Source organism: Burkholderia sp. SIMBA_062, assembly GCF_046534765.1.
GTDB classification, from domain to species: domain Bacteria; phylum Pseudomonadota; class Gammaproteobacteria; order Burkholderiales; family Burkholderiaceae; genus Burkholderia; species Burkholderia ambifaria.
Genome location: NZ_JAWRYD010000008.1, coordinates 132,580 through 151,990, shown reverse-complemented (window position 1 = coordinate 151,990; position 19,411 = coordinate 132,580). Strand labels below are relative to the sequence as shown.

Below are 19,411 nucleotides of genomic sequence, written 5' to 3'. Positions count from 1 at the left end.
TTCATGTGCGGGAGCTTCCATGTCGCGTGTGCTGGAAATCGTGTTGTGCCTGTCGCTGGATGCGTGGCAGGTCAAGACGGGAAGCCGGGCCCGTGGCGAGCAGCGCGACTTCGGCGCCGAACTCGTCCGTGCGTGGCGTATTTGTCCGCAGGTGCGGATGCGGCGCGGCCACGAGCGCGTGACGATCGAGCCGTGCCAGGTCGAGGAGGCCGAGCCGAGCCCCGGCGAGTGCTGGTGGACGTGGATCGAGTCGAACGCGCAGGGGCGGCGTGTCGTCGCGTCCCGCACCAAGGCATTTGCGCCCGGCGTCGTGGCGCGCGAGCGGTTCGACGCCGAGCATGCCGGCATTGCCGTGGCCACGCCGCGCGCCGCGCCGGCGCCGCTCGCCGATGCGCCACCGGCGCAGGCCACGGGCGAGGATATGACGCCCGGCCCCGTTGACGAAGCGGCCGTCGCCGCATCGTCCGGGCCCGCGCCGTTGCGGCTCGTCGCCGAGCGGCGGCGCGGGCGATGGGCGGACGACAGCGGCGTGGTGGTCGAGATGACGCTCGACGACGTCACGCTGCACGGTGGCGCCGGCCTGCCGCGCCGCCAGGTCGAGCTGCGCCTTGCGGCGCCCGACTGGGAAACCGTCCCCGCCCGCACGGCCGCGCTGCGCGCGCTGTTCGCCGCCGCGCGCGAGCTCAGCGGCGCATGGCCCGCGTTCGTGCAACTGACCAGCGTGATCGATCGCGCGTGCGCGGGCGAGCCTGGCGTCGCCGGGCCGGTCAAGGCGAAAATCGTCGACCTGACCGGCATCCGCACGCAGCGAACCGCGCTGTTCGCGCTGTCCGGCGACATCGCCGCGCAATGGCTCGGCAACGAGGGCGGCGTGCTCGATCGCGACGATCCCGAGTTCGTGCACCAGATGCGCGTCGCGCTGCGCCGGCTGCGCACGCTGATGCGTTTCTTTCCGCGCTTCGCGGACGATCAGTGGCAGGAAACCTTCGGTGCCGACCTGCGCTGGCTCGCGTCGCTCCTCGGCACGGTGCGCGACTGGGACGTGTTTTCGACCGAAAGCCTGCCCGCGCTGATCGCGGCCGATGGCGGCAGCGCCGACTGGAACGGCACGCTCGATGCCGCGCGCGCGCAGGCGATGGCGGCGCGCATCGAACTGCGTCAGGCGCTGCATTCGGCACGCTATGCGCGGCTGACGCTCGGCTGGCTCGAGTGGCTGAGCACGCTCGCGCTGCCGCCGACCGCCGGCGACGACGACGCGCCGTCGCTGCGGCGACACGCGACCAAGCGCGTGCGGCGGCTGTTCGGCCATCTGTATGCTTCGCCGTCCCTCACGTCGCTCGATACGGCCGCGCGGCACCAGGTGCGGATCGATGCGAAGCGGCTGCGCTATGCGCTCGAATTCTTCGCGTCGCTCGCGTCGCGCCGCACGCGCAACGAAACGGTCAAGACGCTCGCGCGCGTGCAGAGCGTGCTCGGCGAAGCGAACGACACGATGGTCGCGCAGCATCATCTCGAGCAACTGGCGGCGCCCGCGTATCAGCTCGGTTTCGTGCGCGGCTACGGTGCCGCGCTCGAGCAGCGCGCGGCGCGCGACGCCGAGGCGCTGCTGGCGAGCCTGCGTCCGCCGAGACTCGACGGCAAGCCGCGTTGAGCGGCGTGCGCTCCCTATAATGGCCCCCCGTTTTCCGCAGACAGACCCATGAGCGACGCGTCGCCTCCTTCCTCTTCCGCCGGACCGCTCGGACTGGGCGGCGAACTATGGCTGCGCGCCGGCCCGCAAACCCTCGGCGGCGCGACCCGCATCGCGTTGCTCGCGGCGATCGGCGACACCGGCTCGATCACGCGCGCGGCGAAGGCCGTCGGCCTCAGCTACAAGGCCGCGTGGGATGCGATCGATACGATGAACAACCTGGCCGGCGAGCCGCTCGTCACGCGTTCGACGGGCGGCAAGGGCGGCGGCGGCACGACGCTGACGCCGCGCGCGACGTCGCTGATCACCGCGTTCCGCACGATCGAGCGCGAGCATCGCCGCTTCATCGACGCCGCGAGCGCGGCGGTGTCCGGCTTCGACGTCGATTGGGCGCTGATCGGCCGGATCGGCATGAAGACGAGCGCGCGCAACCAGTTGTTCGGCAAGGTTGAGTCGATCGTGCGCGGCACGGTGAACGACGAAGTGACGCTGGTGCTGCCCGGCGGGCAGGTGATCGTCGCGGTGCTCACGCACGAAAGCGCCGATGCGCTCGGCCTGGAGCCGGGCGCGGCTGCGTGCGCGCTCGTGAAGGCGTCGTGGGTCGTGCTGGCGGTCGCCGATGAAGCCGAACCGACATTGAAGGTGTCCGCGCGCAACCAGTTGCACGGGACGGTCGACACCGTCGCGGCGGGCGCGGTGAACAGTGAGGTGACGCTGGCGCTCGACGGCGGCGGGACGCTCACGGCCGTCGTCACGAACGACAGCGTCGGCGCGTTGCAACTCGACGTTGGCCGGCGCGCGATCGCGCTGTTCAAGGCATCGAGCGTGATTCTCGCGGTGACGGGCTGATCGCGCGCCGTTTTCGCCTCCGACTGCGGGAGCACGAGGCGAAACCGGCGCCGCCCGACGTGCACGACGCGCCGGCTTCGATCCCGTTGCCAGCTTGTTCCGGCTCATGCCGCCAGGGCGGCTTCTCTCACGCTCCAGCGTGGCCGCCCGGGCCATGGCTGGCGTGCGCTCAGACGACGCGCGTCGGCCACTCGGCGTGCGGCGTTGCGGCCTGCACGCGTCCTTCGCTCAATTGCACGACCTGGTCGCCGAACGCGGCGACGTCGTCGGGATCGTGCGAGATGAGCACCATCGGGATATCGAGCCGCGCCTGCAGTTCGGCGAGCTCGTGGCGCATGCGCTGGCGCATCGCGCCGTCGATCGCCGCGAACGGCTCGTCGAGCAGCAGCATGTGCGGCTGCGCGACCAGCGCGCGGGCAAGCGCGACGCGCTGCTTCTGTCCGCCCGACAACTGCGACGGAAACTGGCCGGCTATCGCGTCGAGCTCGAACGCCTGCAGCCAGTACGCGACTTCGGGCGGCGCCGTCTTCGCACGCGGGTTGCGCAGGCCGGGCGTGAGCCCGAACGCGATGTTCTGGCGTACGTTCAGGTGCGGGAACAGCGCATAGTCCTGGAACAGGTACGCGACGCGGCGCGCACGGGTCGGCACGTCGATGCCGCGCGCGGAATCGAACAGGGGTTCGCCGTTCAGCGTGATCGTGCCTTCGTCCGGCGACAGCAGGCCGGCGATCGCCTGCAGCGTCATGCTCTTGCCCGCGCCGGACGGCCCGAACAGCACGACGCGCTGGGCGGTGGCCGCAAACGACACGTCGAGCGTAAAGCGTCGCTCGGCGCTCGTGTAGGTCTTGCGGATGTCGACGGCGACGCTCATGCGGGCCTCCGTCGTGCCGGGCCGCCCATGCCGCGAACCGCGCGCGCAACGGCCACGCGTTTCTCCGCGACCGGCTCGGCACAGCGGTACGGATGCGATCGGCGCGTCATGTCGGCTGGCTCCGCCCGGCGCGCGACGGCACGAGCCAGCCGGTCGCGAGCAGCACGAGCACGCAGGTGATCGACGTCACCAGCACGAGGAAGTTGGCCGTGCTGTCGTCGCCGGCCTGCACCGCCGCATAGATCGCGACCGACAGCGTCTGTGTGCGGCCGGGCAGATTGCCGGCGATCATCAGCGTCGCGCCGAATTCACCGAGCGCGCGCGCGAATGCGAGCAGGGCGCCGGCCAGGATGCCGCGCGTGGCGAGCGGCAGCGTCACGCGGAAGAACACCGCGGCTTCGGCGAGCCCGAGCGTGCGGGCCGCGCGTTCGAGGTGCGGATCGACGCTTTCGAACGCGGTGCGCGCCGATTTCAGAATCAGCGGAAACGCGACGACCATCGACGCGATCACCGCGCCCTGCCACGTGAAGACGAGTTCGATACCGAGCTTGTCGAGCCACGCGCCGAACACGCCGCGCCTGCCGAGCAGCACGAGCAGGTAATAGCCGAGCACCGTCGGCGGCAGGACGAGCGGCAGCGTCAGCAGCGAATCGACCACGTCGCGCATCGGCGAGCGCCAGCGCGCGAGCACGAAGGCGGCGGCGACGCCGAGCACGACGTCGAGCGCGGTCGCCCAGCCGGCAACCTTCAGCGACAACAGCAGCGGTACCCACGCGTCCTGCATCATGCCGTGCTCACTTGCCCGCGGGCTTGAAGCCGAACGTCGACAGCACGGCCTGGCCCTGCGGCGACGCGACGAAGTCGATGAACGACTGCGCCTGCGCGGCGTGGCGGCTGTCCTTGACCACCGCGATCGGATAGGTGATGGCCGTCTGCGTCGGCACGGTCAGTGCGACCTTCACGCGGCCCGGCATGATCGCCGCGTCGGTGCCGAACACGAAGCCCGCGTCGACTTCGCCGCGCGCGACGTAATCGAGGCTCTGGCGCACGTTGGCGGCCGGCACGCCCTTGGCGCTGACGGCGTCCCACAGCCCTGCCGCGCGCAGCGCGCCTTCGGTATAGCGGCCGACCGGCACCGAGGCCGGATCGCCATACGCGATACGCCTCACGCCGGGCGCGGTCAGGTCGTTCAGCGACGTCGGCGCGGCCGCATGGCTGTCCGCCGGCACGATCAGCACCAGCGAATTCGCGGCGAAATCGCGGCGCGTGCCGGGCACGACGACCTTTTCGGTGACGGCGCGATCCATCGCCTTCTGATCGGCCGAAGCGAACACGTCAGCCGGCGCGCCCTTGGCGATTTGCTGCATCAGCACGTCCGACGCGCCGAAGTTGAACAGCACCTTGGTGTCCGGGTGCTGCTTATGGTACGCATCGCCGACTGCCTTGAACGCGTTCGTCAGGCTCGCGGCCGCGGACACGACCAGCTCGTCGGCAGCGGAAGCCGGCGCGCTGAACGCGATGCCCGCGGCAAGCGTGGCGAGCGGCAACAGCCGGAGCAGGGTGCGGCGAAGCGGGCGGACGATTGAGCGCATGGTCTGGTCGTTCGAATGGTTGAAAACCGTAATCGTAATATAGGGCAGGTTATAACGCTCGACATACCGTTCATGCGCCGGGACGCATGAAACCTTCAGACTTGAAACGCGGCGGGAAAGACGTGCGCAGGGCCCGTCACGCGTGCAGCGACGGCGACGACGACCCGGTGCGGTGCAGCGACGACGGCTGCGACGCCGGCCGGTAGTTCGGATTGGCTTTCCAGCGGGCGCGAACGAACGGCCGCTCGTGCCCCGACAGCTCCAGCGCCACCTTGGTAACCCACTGGTGCGACGGCACAGTGACGCCATGCAGCGCGATGGTGACGAGCGCCAGGCTCGCGACGACCGCGGGCACCGACCAGCGGTGCGGCACCGCCTGCCACGAGCCGGCGATGAACACCAGTGCGGCGATCGCGCCGATGATGCAGCCGGTGATCGATTCGGACGGCGAATGCGCGGCGAGCGCGACGCGCGACACGCCGACCGCGATGCCGGCCGCGAGCCCGAGCGCGATGCCGGCGATGCGCACCGGCGTGCGCGTGCGGATCAGCGCGAGGAACAGCGCGACGGGATAGACCGACGTCGACAGCATCGCATGGCCGCTGAATCCGGTGAAGTCCCACGCGCGGATCCCGATGCCCCAACCGAGGAACGCGATCTTGGTGAGCGCAACGACCCCGATCGCGGCCGCGAGCACGCCGAGCCACGCGGCGGCGCGCTGCCACGAGTAGCCGAGCGCCAGCCACACGGCGATCGTGATCGCGAGCGGCAAGGTCAGGCCGGCGCCACCGAACGCGGTGATCGTGATCCACAGGTGAGACGACAGGTCGAACATCGGGAAGGGAACGGGCAGAGGCGGGACGAATGCTTAAATCAACGCGCGAGCCTGGAAGAACGACTACAACGGATACAAGCGGTTAAACCCCAGTATAGCGCCGCGGGTGGTCGAGGCCCGTTTTTTGCGCTCCCGGGAACTATCCGCGTGCAGGAAAAATCCCAGAAACAATGCTATGGTGCATTGCACAAAGTCGAACGCTGCACCGAATATCGTGTCCCTATTTTTCCTGACTGCGAGCCCCATTGATGACCAAAAGTCTGACGAAGGTATGGCTGGGCGGCGTGAAACGCATGCTGTCCCCCGCCGCCAAACGAGCGGCGCGCGATGCACAGCGTATCGCGCGCGATACGCTCGAAGCTGCGGCGTCGAACGCCGCCACTGATCTGTCCCCGCCGCGGGAGTCGCGCGTGCGGCCGCGCGCCGCTGCATGGGCGGCAGGCGAGTGGACGCGCGGCGAGCATCCGATGGCGCCCGCGCTCGGCCGCCTCGTCCAGCAGCTCGCGTACGGGCTTTACGTCCCCCCCGGCCGCCGGCGCGGTGCGATGCCGCTCGTCGTGATGCTGCACGGTTGCCAGCAATCGGTCGACGAGTTTGCGCAGGGTACACGGATGAACCTGCTGGCCGACAAGCACGGCTTCGCCGTGCTGTATCCGGAGCAGTCGCAGCGCGCGCACGCGCATGGCTGCTGGCACTGGTATGAGGATACCGATCGCGCGGGTCGTGGCGAAGCGGATACGGTCGCCTCGCTCATCGATGCGCTCGTCGACGAGCGCGGTTTCGACGCATCGCGGGTCTACGTCGCGGGGCTGTCGGCCGGCGCGGGGCTCGCGGCGCTGCTCGCACTGCACCATCCGGACCACTTCGCGGCGGTTGCGCTGCACTCGGGCCCCGCGCTCGGCGAGGCGAATTCCGGCATCAGTGCGATGGACGTGATGCGGCGCGGGCTGAGGCAGAACCCGGCGGCGGTGCTCGACGCGCTGGTCGACGCCAGCACGTATCCGGGCATGCCCGCGCTGATCGTGCAGGGTGACGGCGACCATGTCGTCGCGCCCAAGAACGCGGACCAGCTCACGGTGCAGTTCATGCGCCTGAACGGGCTCGCGGACAGCCGCGGCGCGCTGCGCGGCGGCGAGCGCGTGGAGACGCGGGAGGCAGGCGCGCAGATCACCGACGTGCGCCGCGACGGCGAGTCGGTCGTGCGGCTTTGCCACGTCAAGGGGCTCGATCATGCGTGGGCCGGCGGCGACGACACGGTGCCGTTTCATGCGGCGCTCGGCCCCGATGCGAGCGCGATGATCTGGTCCTTTTTCGAAGGGAACCGTCGGACTGTGGCGACTGAACGACGCACCATTTGATCGACGCTAGCCAAGATCTAGGGTTTTCCCTATAATTCGGGAAAACCCTAGTCAAAGAACCCTTGGATTGCGAGATCGAACATGTACCTGCTGAGCCACCTCTTCCTGATGCTGACCAAGAACGCTGAAAAGGCCGCAAAAGAGCGCGCCGACGCGTACCTCTCCGAAGCAACCGACATCTACGATCTCGAATTCCGCATGCGCAAGATCGATCGCGAAGCGGCGATGAACCGTCCGTTCTCGTTCGGCTCGCGTTAAGCAGCGCAGCGCGGGCCGGCACGTCAGCCGGTCCGGCGAATCACGCAAAAGGGCGTGTGCGGCAAGTAGCCGCACACGCCCTTTTTGCATTCGGCGCCGCGTGTCGCGTCAGATGACCGTCAGGCGTACCGGCACGTTGTTGCGGGTCGCGTTCGAGTACGGGCACACGTGGTGCGCCTTGTCGACCAGTGCCTGTGCGTCGGCCTTGTCGAGCCCCGGCAGCGACACGCGCAATTCGATGTCGAGCCCGAAGCCGCCCGCGTCGTTCGGGCCGATGCCCACTTCCGCGGTGACTTGCGTGTCGGCCGGCAGCGTCTGCTTGTTCTGGCCGGCGACGAATTTCATCGCGCTCAGGAAACAGGCCGAGTAACCTGCGGCAAACAGCTGCTCCGGGTTCGTGCCTTCCGCACCCGTGCCGCCGAGTTCACGCGGCGCGGCCAGCTTCACTTCCAGCTTGTTGTCGGCGGAAACCGCGCGGCCGTCGCGGCCGCCCGTGCTCGTGGCGCTGGTCTTGTACAGAATGTTCATCGTGCAGCTCCTGTCGGAAAGAGGGGAAAGCGGTCCGGTCGAACTTGGTTGTCGCCGGCCACGAATGAAATATAGAACACAAATGATTAGTGTGCAAATGAAATTTCAAAAGAAATGGCCGGCGTACCGGCCGGGTGGCGACCGATCGGCTCGTCAGCCTTCGTTGGCGGCCGACAGCGCGTTGCGCAACTGCTGGAGATCCGCGCGCAGCCTGACCAGGAACTCGGGCGTTTGCTGCATCGCGCAAAAGAGATCGCCGGGCACCGAGCGCGCCTTGACCTTCAGTGCGCGTCCTTCCGCAGTCACGCGCACGTTCACGACGCGCTCGTCGGTGGCGCTGCGCACGCGCTCGACGTAGCCGAGCGCCTCGAGCCGCTTCAGTAACGGCGTGACGGTGGCCGGGTCGAGGTCGAGGCGGGCGGCAATGTCCTTCACCGCGATGTCGTCGCGTTCCCACAGCACGAGCATGGCCAGATACTGGGGATAGGTCAGCGACAGCTTGTCGAGCAACGGCTTGTATGCCTTCGTCATCGCATGCGAAGTGGCGTAGAGCGCGAAGCACAGTTGCTCGTCGAGCGTCTGGGGCAGCGGGGGGAGGCGGTCCATGATCCGGGCGGCGCGGCGAACGCGCTAACGATTTGTACGCAAATCATTTTGCGCGCAAAAGATTCGATTGAACAGGGGCTGGGCGTCAGGGGACCGGGCGGCAGCCGGGATCCGCGAAGCCGGCGCCGGGCCGGCCGGCAGGAGATGGGGACGGCCGGCGGCGTGCGCCGGCCGGGTTGGCGTCAGCGGCCGGACGTGGGCGTCGGGGCGCCCGGTTCCTGCACGCCGAAGCAGCCGCGATAGGTCGCGTAGAACGAGCAGTACATCATCGTGACGATGATGATGGTCACCGGCATCATGATCGTCAGCACATAGGCGCCGGCGCCGAGCGCCTGCAGCAGCAGCGACAGGCCGAACGACGAGCCGAGCGCGACGCCGAACCACAGCAGCCCGTATACGACGAATGCGCCGCGATTGCGCCAGCAGCTGACGACGCTGAAGAACAGCGCCTTGGCGGGCGGGATGTCGTGCCACGCGGTGAGCACCGGCGCGAACCAGAACAGCATCGCGACCGGCGCGTAGAGCAGCGTCGCGAGCAGCAGCGCGCCGAGCGTGCCCTGCGCGGCAAGTGCTTCCGGCGTCGGACTCGTGTCGTTCGTCGCGCCCAGCATCATGTGGAGCAGGCCGCCGCCGTCCACGATGGACGACGCGGCGAACACCGCCACCATCAGCGCGACATAGACCAGGCCGAGGATGAGCAGCCGCTGCGTCGTCGCGGAGCCGTACGAGCGGAAGCCGTCGATGAGGATCGTCGGCATCACCGGCTTGCCGGCGACCGTGTCGCGGCACGCGGCCATGAAGCCGACGGCGATGCCGGGAATGAACAGTAGCGGCAGCGCCGCACCGATCACGGGCACCATCGACACCAGCGTGATCGCCAGCAGGTACGTGAAAAACAGCGTGATGAACGCGAGGGGGTTCCGGCGGAACAGCCAGATGCCTTGACGGAACCAGACATAGCCCGCTTTCGCGGGCACTTCGATCAGTTGCATGCGGTATGGGTCTCGGGAAGCGCGGGCGTGTGGGCGATACGCTCACGCAGGATGCGTTCGAAATGACCGGGATCGTGCGGTTTGAGCATTTCGGCCGCGCGGGGCAGGTAGAAGTCGTACAGGCGCGACACCCAGAAGCGGTACGCGCCCGCGCGCAGCATGTCGCTCCAGTGGCGGCGCTCCGCGGCCGTGAACGGCCGAACCGTCTGGTACGCACGCAGCAGCGCGTCCGCGCGCGCGACGTCGAGCACGCCCGTCGCGAGGTCGACGCACCAGTCGTTGACGGTCACCGCGACGTCGAACAGCCATTTGTCGCAGCCCGCGAAATAGAAATCGAAGAAGCCGCCGAGCCGTACGTCATGACCGGTGCCGGGCGCCGCGTGCGCGAACAGCACGTTGTCGCGGAACAGGTCGCAGTGGCAAGGGCCGCTCGGAAGCGCCGCATAGTCGTCGGACGCGAAGAACGCGGCCTGGTGCGCGAGTTCGTCCTCGAGCAGCGTGCGTTGCGCGTCGGAGATGAACGGAACGATCGCCGGGACGTTTTCCTGCCACCACGGCAGGCTGCGCAGGTTCGGTTGGTAGCGCGCATAGTCGCGCCCCGCGAGGTGCAGGCGCGCGAGCATCTGCCCGACCTCGATGCAGTGTTCGATCCCCGGCGCGAGCTCGGCGGCGCCGTCGAGCTTCGTGACGATCGCGGCCGGCTTGCCGTGCAGCAGGCCGAACAGCGCGCCGTCGTCGCGCGGGATCGGATCGGGCACCGGCACGCCGTGGCTCGCCAGGTGGCGCATCAGGTCGAGGTAGAACGGCAGCTGCTCCGCCGTCAGCTTTTCGAAGATCGTCAGGACGTACTCTCCGCGCGTGGTCGTCAGGAAGAAGTTGCTGTTTTCGATACCGGACGGAATGCCGCGGAACGCCAGCACGTCGCCCAGTTCGTAGTGGCGCATCCATTGCGCGAGATCGGAGTCGGAAACAGCGGTGAAAACGGCCATGCGAGATGCGTCAGGTCAGTTGTCGGCACGCGCGCGGCGTGCGGCGCGACAGGATGTGAAGGGAGAGCCGGTGCGCCGCGTGGCGACCGACGCGGCGCGGCGGGAAATCAGTAGCGCAGGTTCACCGACGGCAGGCGCGTGATCGGGACGCCCGCGTCGTGCGGCTTCGGCGACGTGTCGGGCGTCGAGCTCATCTGGTAGCGCGTGCCGAAGTTCGACTTCACGTTGATCTCGACGGGCTTGCCGCGATCGCGATACTCGGTGACCTCGGTGCCGTTCCTGCTCTTTTCATGGAAGCTCGGCGTGCGGCGAATGTCGGCGAAGTCGACTTTCGACGTGACTTCGGCGCCGGGCCGGTTGATCTTGCGGAGATCGGGCAGGCCGGCGGCTTCGTTGGCTTCGGCCCGGGCCTGCGCGTCGGCGTCGGGCGTGCTGCCCGCGGCGTAAGCGGCGCCGACAGCGGCAAACATGCCAGCAAACGCGGCAGCAGCGACGACGAGAATGAGCGGCTTCATGATGAGTCTCCAGTGAACCTACCGATTTTAGCAAATACTGGGCGCGGTCCGGCCCTCGCGTGCAAGCGACATGCAAGCAGGCGGCCATGAGCGTGACCGGGTTCCGTGGTAATGTCGTTCGATCAGATGAGGTATCGAAAATGAAGAACGATTTGAGCCGCCGGCACCGGATGCTGACGCCCGAGAGCCCGCCCGTCGAAGCATTCGACGATTCCGTCGCCGCCGTCGCGCGGCTGTCGGCCATCTACGACACCAATACGGGCTTCCTGCGCGACGCGTTCGCGCGTTATCGCCGCCACGAACCGATCACCGAGCACGTGCGCGCGTGCTACCCGTTCGTGCGGATTCGTACCGACGTCAACACGCACGTCGATTCGCGCCGCTCGTACGGCTTCGTCGCGGGCCCGGGCGTGTTCGAGACGACGGTGACGCGTCCCGACCTGTTCGCGAATTACTATCGGGAGCAGCTGCGCCTGTTGGCGAAGAACCACCATGTGAAGATCGAGATCGGCGTGTCGTCGCAGCCGATTCCGGTTCACTTCGCGTTCCCGGAAGGCATCCATCTCGAAGGCGAACTCGACCGCGACCGTCTGCTCGCGATGCGCGACATTTTCGATACGCCCGACCTGTCGTATCTCGACGACCGCATCGTCAACGGCACGTTCGAGCCGCAGCACGGCGAGCCGCATCCGCTCGCGCTGTTCACCGCCGCGCGCGTCGATTTCTCGCTGCATCGGCTGCGTCACTACACGGCCACGTTGCCCACGCATTTCCAGAACTACGTGCTCTACACGAACTACCAGTTCTATATCGACGAGTTCGTGAAGCTCGGCCGCACGCTGATGACGGAGAGCGACGATCCCGAAGTGCGCGAGTACCGCAGCCAGTACAGCTCGTTCGTCGAGCCGGGCGACGTCGTCACGTACAACGCGAACCTCGGCAGCGAGCCCGTGGAGGGCGTCGCGCCGCCGCGGCTGCCGCAGATGCCCGCGTATCACCTGAAGCGCGCGGACGGCAGCGGGATCACGATGGTCAACATCGGCGTCGGTCCGTCGAACGCGAAGACGATCACCGATCACATCGCGGTGCTGCGTCCGCATGCGTGGGTGATGCTCGGCCATTGCGCGGGCCTGCGCAACACGCAGCGCCTCGGCGACTACGTGCTCGCGCACGGTTACGTGCGCGAGGATCACGTGCTGGATGCCGACCTGCCGCTGTGGGTGCCGATCCCGGCGCTCGCCGAAGTGCAGCTCGCGCTCGAGCGCGGAGTGGCCGAGGTCACCCGGCTCGAAGGCGCCGAACTGAAGCGCGTGATGCGCACGGGCACGGTCGCGAGCGTCGACAACCGCAACTGGGAGTTGCGCGATCACCGCGAGCCCGTGCAGCGGCTGTCGCAGAGCCGCGCGATCGCGCTCGACATGGAAAGCGCGACGATTGCCGCGAACGGTTTCCGCTTCCGCGTGCCGTACGGCACGCTGCTGTGCGTATCGGACAAGCCGCTGCACGGCGAGCTGAAGCTGCCGGGCATGGCCGACACGTTCTATCGCGGGCAGGTCGACCAGCATCTGCAGATCGGCGTGAAGGCGATGGAGATTCTGCGCACGAACGGGCTCGACAAGCTCCATAGCCGCAAGCTGCGGAGCTTTGCGGAAGTGGCGTTTCAGTAATAAACCCTTGCTGTACAAGGCTCCCCGGCCGGTTCGGGGAGCCTTCGTGTCTAACATGAGCGTCGGCGTCTAACTTGCACGCTTAAATGGCACTGGTCGGACGCGTTCAACTTCGCGCGATTTGGTGTAGTGCGCCGTCATGCTTTCGGTCGTGTGCCCAGCCAGCGATTGCGCTGCCGCCGCACCCCGCTGCCGCTTCAGATCGGTCAGCGCCTTCGCCCGCAGATCGTGGAAATGCATGCCGACCAGGTACATCGGGTTCGGGGTGATTCCCCTTTCGTCGCAGTCTTTCTCGTACGCCGATCGTGCGCGCTGGCACGCGCGTTTCCACCCTGAGTTCGCGCCGATGTAGGTGAAGCGGCCGCCGGCATGCGTGCAGATCACCGGCCCGATGGCGGTGATCTTGCCGCCGCGCGCCCGATCCAGTGTTTCCCGCAGGTCGGGCGTCATCTCGATCAACAGGCGCACTCCGGTACGGTTGACTGTCTTGCTCGGGTGAAACGAAATCCCCTCAAGACCTACTTCAGCACGCTGTCGAGCATCACGCGCGAAGCCTATGCGTTCTGGAGCGGCACGCACGCGAATCGCGGCCGCGCGGCCGGCGACCGTATTCAGATCGACACGAGCCACGAAGCGCTCGTGCGCGGCATGTTGGGGCAGGACTCGCAGTGCCGCCAGATCGTGACCATCCTGGATGCGATGGCGGGCGGCTGTGACCTCTTCGACATAGACGAGCTGCGCCGCGAATACAGCGCCGAGGAATTCGCCAATCTGCTGATGTGCGCGTTCATCGACGATTCGTTGTCGGTGTTCAAGCTGGCCGAGCTGCAATGCTGCATGGGCGATTCTTGGGAGGAATGGGCCGATGACTTCTCGCCGCTGCTGATGCGTCCGTTCGGCTACCGCGAGGTGTGGGTTGGCTACGATCCGACGCTGACCGGCGATTCGGCCGGCCTGGTCCTCGTGGCGCCGCCGCGTGTCGAGAGCGGGGCGTTCCGAGTGCTCGAACGTCACGAGTTCCGCGGCAACAACTTCGAGGAACAGGCTGCGGCGATCGAGCAGATCACGCAGCGCTACAGCGTTGGCTACATCGCGATCGACACGATGGGCATGGGGCAGGGTGTCTACCAGCTCGTGCAGAAGTTTTACCCGGCCGCGGTCGCGCTGAACTACTCACCCGAGGTGAAAACCCGCCTCGTGCTGAAAGGGCAATCTGTCATCCGCAATGGCCGCCTGCAATTCGACGCCGGATGGACCGACCTGGCTGCGGCATTCATGGCGATCAAACAGACCATGACGCCGAGCGGCCGACAGGCAACGTTCACGGCGGACCGCAACGACGAGACGGGCCATGCCGATCTCGCGTGGGCCTGTCTGCATGCGATCGACCGCGAGCCGCTCGCCGGCAGCGGCATCAATTCTTCATCTTTCACGGAGTTCTATTCATGAGCAAGCGCCGATCGCGCGCCGCGCACGCGTGGCCGCGCCGGATTCGGGCGCCGCTGGCGCTGCGCCGGCGCGCGCCGAGGTCTTCACCTTCGACGATCCCACGCCGGTCATGAATCGTGCCGAGATTCTGGATTACGTTGAATGCTGGTCGAATGGCGACTGGTTTGAGCCGCCCGTCAGCTTCGCGGGCCTGGCGAAGTCGTTCCGTGCGAGCACGCACCACAGCTCGGCGTGGTACTTCAAGGCGAACGTGCTCGCGTCGACGTTCCGGCCGCACAAATGGCTGTCGCGGCATGCGTTCGAACGGTGGGCGCTCGATTTCCTGGCGTTCGGCAATGGCTACCTGGAGCGCAGGCAAAACCGGCTCGGTGACACGCTGCGGCTCGAACCGGCCTTGGCGAAGTACACGGCGCAAGGCGGATTTCAGCGGCTTCGTGTACGTGAACGGCTGGCAGGATCGGCACGAGTTCGAACCGGGCAGCGTGTTCCAGCTCATGCGGACCGGACATCAACCAGGAGGTGTACGGCCTGCCCGAATATCTCAGCTCGCTTCACTGGGCCTGGCTGAACGAATCGTCGACGCTATTTCGGCGGAGGTACTACGAGAACGGCAGTCACGCGGGCTTCATTCTGTACATGACGGAAGCCGCGCAGAAGCAGGAGGATGTGGACAACATGCGCGACGCGCTGAAGAACGCGAAGGGGCCCGGCAATTTCCGCAACGTGTTCATGTACGCGCCGAACGGGAAGAAAGACGGCATCCAGCTCATACCGGTGTCGGAGGTCGCGGCGAAGGACTAGTTCTTCAACATCAAGAACGTGACGCGCGACGACCTGCTTGCCGCGCATCGGACGCCACCGCAACTGCTCGGCATCGTGCCGAGCAATGCCGGCGGGTTCGGCACGCCGGACACAGCTGCGCGTGTGTTTGGGCGGAACGAAATCAAACCGCTGCAGGCGCGCTTCGCCGAGCTGAACGATTGGGTCGGCGAAGAGGTCGTTTCGTTCGACGACTACGAGATTCCGCCCGCGCCGGCCGATGCATAGCGCAACAGACAATTCGGATTGAGGCGGCAGGTCGCGCACTGGACAACCGGGCGCGGCCCTTTTTGCATCTGGGGCCGGCTCGAACAGCGAGGCTACAACGGCTTGGCTCGCGCGGGGACATAAAGGGGGCAGCCTCCGTGAAGGGAGAGGCGCAGTGAGGCTATCGTGCCGCCGTGCAGGGTATCCGCCGGGGCGGAGAGGGGGTAGGTAGGCCCGCGCTGCGCCGGCCGCCGCGCGGTCTCCTCCCCGCCTGCTGGCTTCGCCTGGGAGGGTGGTTTTAATGCGCCCTGCCGATCGTCCCACAGGCGCATCCGGCAGGGGCCATCAGGAATTTGGGAGTGTGCGTAAATCGTGCACTTTGTTGCACGATGATGCAAATTGATGCATCTGTTCGGCACATACGTTACGGAAATAGGCCACCCAGCCGATCGTCGCCGAAGCTCCTCTGCAAACGTTGGATGTGCTCTGGCTCCACTGATTTGAGGTACGCTAAATATCCCCTCAATGCCTCGGATTCTTCAACATTTAGGTAACCGTTAATGTATCGATAGATCGAAAGGCGCAGCTCGCGCTTTTTCTCGTGGCCGATCGAAATTCGATTGTCCGACGTGATGCCAAGTCCTGTCACGCGGCGGCCGTGTTTTACAGAAGTTTCGACAACTTTGCTGCCATTCAAACGAAGCATTGGGGAGTCCGTGCTTTCAAGTATGTCGATAACGAATTCCTTGCAGTCCCGCAATATTCCTGGGCGATTTGTCGAAAAAGTTAAATCGTCTGCATACCGTGTGTATGTGATTTCATTGTCTTTGCAGTGCTTGTAAATTTCTTGATCGATATTGAACATTAAGAAATTGGATACCATCGGCGAACTGGGGGCGCCGATTGATAATTCAAGCAATTTTCTTCGTCTGTTGAATTTGAAGATGACATTGCAAAGCAAGTATATGTCGTCTTTGTTGCGCCAGCCGGCTTTTGTCAGGTAGTCTGAAAAATCATTTGAAATGATTGACGGAAAAAAATTCCGAAAATCGAGTTTCAGCATGAAACGATTTTTTACATGCGGGCGCACATTATCAACGAGCTGGTAGCCCTTTCTGTATGCAGTTGCCGCGTGATGGATTTTGAAATCCTTTAGGACCTCGTCCATCAGCCATCGCTGTATCAGCTTGACTTCCGGGGTTGGTTGCGAAATTGGCCGTAACTGATCGGAATTCTTTTTGGGAATTCCATATTCCTTGTACCGCAGTGGCGCTGTCTCTATCAATCTCGAAAGTTCGGCTGACGTAAATGGGAGTGAATCTAAAATCAAATCCCTAAGCGCCATTTTCGACTCCTATCGCCTTTGCTAGTTTCTTAAATGCGAGCTTCCGTCTTGGTTCCTCGGATGTTTTCTCGAAAAATTTTGTCTTGATGCGCTCTCTGGGGATCGGGTCTTTTTTGAAGCCGTACTCAATGAAATTTTCTCCCTTTGCCTGTAGCTTATAGAAGCTATCGTTCGAGGCCTTGTGTAGGGCGGTAATTTCAAGGCGTTGAAGCACAAAAAGCATCTGGTGGAGGCGCTGTGCACTCAACTCAATTTCGAGATTTTCGAGAAATGTTAGGATATCGTTTTTTCTTGCGACCTGAATCAATTCAATGAAATCGGCGACAAGTAACATGATGTGACGCATATTGTTCTTGTCGATTGCCTCATTGCCCCGAAGCAAATCCAGGCGGCGATCAATCTCTTCGGCAATGAATTTTGATTCGTCAGGATCAATTTGCTCTGAAATTGTAAAAACCGGGTCTGGGTCTGTATCTTTTGGTTGAATGTGGAAGCGTAAATGGCGCACCAATCCAAGATTGATGAAGGAATCGTGATCGGAATATGTTTCTGAAATTCCGATAATAATTTTTTTAAGAGCGCTGGGAGCCTTAAGAAAGCTAGCAAATTCGGCGATTGCGCCTTCAGTCTCAAGGAAAATTACGATCACGTCGACAAGAGCGCACAGATCTTCTTCAAAGTGAAGTAGATCATTGTAGGTGCCAAAGTGATTCCAATCTTTGTAGTTTTCAGGCGTGATGACGTGCCCGGCGTACTGGGGGCGCGTTAACGAAAGGGTTGTGAGGAACGATGATCGCTGGCTTGGCAGTCCATTGGGGTTGTTCACCGGACCGCCGAAGACCGTAATTCGTCTATCAGCTTTGCGGACGCGTGATTTCGCGAGATCGATCGATTTCGCGATGTCTGCAATTGTTGTTTGCACGAAAAACTCAACTACCCTTAATTTGGCGCAGAGCGGTCCGCGCGGCCCGGACGGGAGCACCCCGGCTGGGCCGCGCGGGCCGCTCTGCGCCGTAAGTGTTCCCAATCGTCGACAGTCTGGCGAATCGCCCGACATTATTGATCCAGACGATGCTAGACCAACAAAACGCGTAATTGAGTGCCAGAAGTATAAGTGGCGGTGGGTTGCAGGACAAGAGCAAGTGTGGCGAATCTGCGTCTAACTTGCATGCGCAATCTTCTGCAAATGCGCGCTAGAACGTGCTCAATAAATGAGCATTTTGTTAGATGAAGTCATGTAAGTGTTTGATTTGTATTGAATTAATGGGGGCAAGCTGCGGAGCTTTGCGGAAGTGGCGTTTCAGTAACGCCGCCGCGCCCCCACGACAAAGGCCACACGCGGACCTTCGTTCGCGTGTGGCCTTTGTCGTTGCGCTTCAGTGCGGGCGTACCGGCCCGATGTTCAGTTGCTCAGCACTCGCCTTTCTTCGCGTGTCCCGGCGGGCAATGATAGCCGCCGCGGCCTTCGTGACCATGATGGCGCTGGTGATCTTCCCACTCGCGGCGTTCCCAGTAGCGACGGCCGTCCCAGTAGCGGTCGCCGTGCCAGCCGACGATCACCACGGGCGCAGGCGCGACGACGACCGGCGCGGGCGTGCCGATGTTGACATCGACGTTGACGGCGTGGGCGAGGCCGGACAGTGAAAGACCGAGGCCGGCGAAGGCGAGGGCAATCAGCGAGCGTTGCATGTTGTTTTCCGTGATGTCGTTGTAAAAGGCCGGCGCGACGCGATGGACGCGAGGGGGATCGTTCCACCGGGGGGACGCCGCGCCGACGAGATGCAGTGTGCGAGCACTGTGCGAAAAAGGCGAGGCGTGTTTGTTACGGCGGATTCCAGGCCGGCGCGCCGGCCGGATCGATGGCAGGCCGCACGATTTGACAATGACGGGTCGCAGTCGCGGAGCGCGGCGTCCGCGTTGCGCGGCACAGGCTGCCCTGATTTGACATTCGGCGGCGCGTGGACGCGCAGCGGGATTAATGCGGCGTTACAAAATGACACGCGGCAGGTGGCGAAATCGCCATGCCTGCCGCGCGGGGTGCGCGATGCCGGCCGTGAGGCCGGCCATCGACATCGATCGAATTACAGATAGAACATGCGGTCTTCTTCAGGCCGCGGCGGCTGGCCGTCGCCGTCCGAGCCTTCTTCCTCGCCGCTGTCCTCGTAGAACGCGAGCACAGCGTCGAGCACCTGATCGGGATCGTCGATCACCTGCATCAGGTTCATGTCTTCCGGATTGATGAGGCCCGCCGGAATCAGCTGGTCGCGGAACCATTGCAGCAGCCCCTGCCAGAACTCGCTGCCAACGAGAATGATCGGCACGAGGCGCGATTTCTTCGTCTGGATCAGCGTGAGTACTTCGGACAGCTCGTCGAGAGTGCCGAAGCCGCCCGGCATCACGATCACCGCGTCGGAGTTCTTCACGAACGTGACCTTGCGCGTGAAGAAATGACGGAAGCGCAGCGAGATGTCCTGGAAGTGGTTGCCGGCCTGCTCGTGCGGCAGCTCGATGTTCAGGCCCACCGACGGCGCCTTGCCGGCGTGCGCGCCCTTGTTCGCCGCTTCCATGATGCCGGGGCCGCCGCCGGAGATCACCGCGAAGCCGGCGTCGGACAGCTTGCGCGCGATCTGCACCGCGAGCTTGTAGTGCGGCGTGTCGGATTTGAGACGGGCAGAACCGTAGATGCTGACAGCCGGGCGGATCTCCGACAGGTACTCGGTCGCCTCGATAAACTCTGCCATAATCGTGAACATCTGCCACGATGCGCGCGCCTTCTTGGCCGTCGCGCGTTCTTGATCTGCGAGCGAACGCAGACTCGGAATCACTTTTCTCTTGTTCATA

General features: G+C 64.8%; 18 protein-coding genes and 3 pseudogenes. 7 read left to right on the top strand and 14 right to left on the bottom strand.

What is annotated here, in order from left to right; translation table 11 throughout:
* Positions 1-19: 19 nt before the first annotated feature.
* Positions 20-1,651, top strand: coding sequence for a CHAD domain-containing protein (locus SB786_RS11040; protein ID WP_410727476.1), 1,632 nt, complete (start codon positions 20-22; stop codon positions 1,649-1,651).
* A gap of 48 nt (positions 1,652-1,699) precedes the next feature.
* The gene (locus SB786_RS11035) at positions 1,700-2,539 is read left to right on the top strand and encodes a TOBE domain-containing protein (protein ID WP_410727475.1); all 840 of its coding nucleotides are present in this window, start codon (positions 1,700-1,702) and stop codon (positions 2,537-2,539) included.
* 169 nt (positions 2,540-2,708) lie between these two features.
* On the opposite strand, the gene SB786_RS11030 is transcribed toward SB786_RS11035, so the two are convergent.
* From SB786_RS11030 to SB786_RS11015, 4 genes are all read right to left on the bottom strand, one after another.
* Complete coding sequence (locus SB786_RS11030; RefSeq protein WP_410727474.1) at positions 2,709-3,410, bottom strand: ATP-binding cassette domain-containing protein; 702 nt, start codon at positions 3,408-3,410, stop codon at positions 2,709-2,711.
* A 106-nt stretch (positions 3,411-3,516) separates the two neighbouring features.
* Complete coding sequence (gene modB, locus SB786_RS11025; RefSeq protein ID WP_410727559.1) at positions 3,517-4,194, bottom strand: molybdate ABC transporter permease subunit; 678 nt, start codon at positions 4,192-4,194, stop codon at positions 3,517-3,519.
* Between the two features lie 10 nt (positions 4,195-4,204).
* The gene (gene modA / locus SB786_RS11020) at positions 4,205-5,002 is read right to left on the bottom strand and encodes a molybdate ABC transporter substrate-binding protein (protein ID WP_410727473.1); all 798 of its coding nucleotides are present in this window, start codon (positions 5,000-5,002) and stop codon (positions 4,205-4,207) included.
* 136 nt (positions 5,003-5,138) lie between these two features.
* Positions 5,139-5,837, bottom strand: coding sequence for a phosphoesterase (locus tag SB786_RS11015; protein ID WP_410727472.1), 699 nt, complete (start codon positions 5,835-5,837; stop codon positions 5,139-5,141).
* A 248-nt stretch (positions 5,838-6,085) separates the two neighbouring features.
* Here SB786_RS11015 and SB786_RS11010 point away from each other — a divergent pair, with 248 nt between their 5' ends.
* On the top strand, positions 6,086-7,195 hold the full coding sequence (locus SB786_RS11010) for a PHB depolymerase family esterase (RefSeq protein WP_410727471.1): 1,110 nt from the start codon (positions 6,086-6,088) through the stop codon (positions 7,193-7,195).
* Between the two features lie 81 nt (positions 7,196-7,276).
* Positions 7,277-7,453 carry a DUF3563 family protein gene (locus SB786_RS11005; protein WP_006753395.1) on the top strand — a complete coding sequence of 59 codons (177 nt, stop codon included), beginning with the start codon at positions 7,277-7,279 and terminating at the stop codon, positions 7,451-7,453.
* A 108-nt stretch (positions 7,454-7,561) separates the two neighbouring features.
* Here SB786_RS11005 and SB786_RS11000 read toward each other — a convergent pair whose 3' ends face one another.
* From SB786_RS11000 to SB786_RS10980, 5 genes are all read right to left on the bottom strand, one after another.
* Positions 7,562-7,981 carry an organic hydroperoxide resistance protein gene (locus SB786_RS11000; RefSeq protein ID WP_006753396.1) on the bottom strand — a complete coding sequence of 140 codons (420 nt, stop codon included), beginning with the start codon at positions 7,979-7,981 and terminating at the stop codon, positions 7,562-7,564.
* Positions 7,982-8,134: 153 nt separating this feature from the next.
* On the bottom strand, positions 8,135-8,587 hold the full coding sequence (locus SB786_RS10995; protein ID WP_410727470.1) for a MarR family winged helix-turn-helix transcriptional regulator: 453 nt from the start codon (positions 8,585-8,587) through the stop codon (positions 8,135-8,137).
* A 182-nt stretch (positions 8,588-8,769) separates the two neighbouring features.
* Positions 8,770-9,579 carry a BPSS1780 family membrane protein gene (locus SB786_RS10990; RefSeq protein WP_410727469.1) on the bottom strand — a complete coding sequence of 270 codons (810 nt, stop codon included), beginning with the start codon at positions 9,577-9,579 and terminating at the stop codon, positions 8,770-8,772.
* Entirely contained in the window at positions 9,570-10,568 is a 999-nt protein-coding gene (locus tag SB786_RS10985) for a homoserine kinase (RefSeq protein ID WP_410727468.1), read from the bottom strand. The genes SB786_RS10990 and SB786_RS10985 overlap by 10 nt, the downstream gene beginning before the upstream one ends.
* A 107-nt stretch (positions 10,569-10,675) precedes the next feature.
* Entirely contained in the window at positions 10,676-11,083 is a 408-nt protein-coding gene (locus SB786_RS10980) for a hypothetical protein (protein WP_410727466.1), read from the bottom strand.
* Between the two features lie 140 nt (positions 11,084-11,223).
* Between SB786_RS10980 and SB786_RS10975 the strand changes: the two genes are divergently transcribed.
* A complete protein-coding gene (locus SB786_RS10975) occupies positions 11,224-12,750 on the top strand; it encodes an AMP nucleosidase (RefSeq protein ID WP_410727465.1) in 1,527 nt (508 codons plus the stop codon).
* 106 nt (positions 12,751-12,856) lie between these two features.
* Here SB786_RS10975 and SB786_RS10970 read toward each other — a convergent pair.
* Positions 12,857-13,266, bottom strand: a pseudogene (locus SB786_RS10970) (integrase); the annotation flags it as partial.
* On the opposite strand from SB786_RS10970, the pseudogene SB786_RS10965 reads away from it, so the two are divergent.
* Together SB786_RS10965 and SB786_RS10960 are read left to right on the top strand one after the other, a co-directional pair.
* A pseudogene (locus SB786_RS10965) lies at positions 13,264-14,199 on the top strand (terminase large subunit domain-containing protein); the annotation flags it as partial. The pseudogenes SB786_RS10970 and SB786_RS10965 overlap by 3 nt on opposite strands.
* Positions 14,196-15,246, top strand: a pseudogene (locus tag SB786_RS10960) (phage portal protein). The pseudogenes SB786_RS10965 and SB786_RS10960, both read left to right, overlap by 4 nt.
* 403 nt (positions 15,247-15,649) lie before the next feature.
* Here SB786_RS10960 and SB786_RS10955 read toward each other — a convergent pair.
* The 4 genes from SB786_RS10955 to SB786_RS10940 all read right to left on the bottom strand — a co-directional run bounded on the left by SB786_RS10955 (position 15,650) and on the right by SB786_RS10940 (position 19,410).
* The gene (locus SB786_RS10955) at positions 15,650-16,570 is read right to left on the bottom strand and encodes a retron St85 family RNA-directed DNA polymerase (protein ID WP_410727464.1); all 921 of its coding nucleotides are present in this window, start codon (positions 16,568-16,570) and stop codon (positions 15,650-15,652) included.
* The gene (locus SB786_RS10950) at positions 16,560-17,627 is read right to left on the bottom strand and encodes a retron St85 family effector protein (RefSeq protein ID WP_410727463.1); all 1,068 of its coding nucleotides are present in this window, start codon (positions 17,625-17,627) and stop codon (positions 16,560-16,562) included. The genes SB786_RS10955 and SB786_RS10950 overlap by 11 nt, the downstream gene beginning before the upstream one ends.
* Before the next feature lie 353 nt (positions 17,628-17,980).
* Complete coding sequence (locus SB786_RS10945) at positions 17,981-18,259, bottom strand: hypothetical protein (RefSeq protein ID WP_006761693.1); 279 nt, start codon at positions 18,257-18,259, stop codon at positions 17,981-17,983.
* A gap of 392 nt (positions 18,260-18,651) precedes the next feature.
* Positions 18,652-19,410 carry a TIGR00730 family Rossman fold protein gene (locus SB786_RS10940; protein WP_006761694.1) on the bottom strand — a complete coding sequence of 253 codons (759 nt, stop codon included), beginning with the start codon at positions 19,408-19,410 and terminating at the stop codon, positions 18,652-18,654.
* Between the last annotated feature and the right edge of the window lies 1 nt (position 19,411).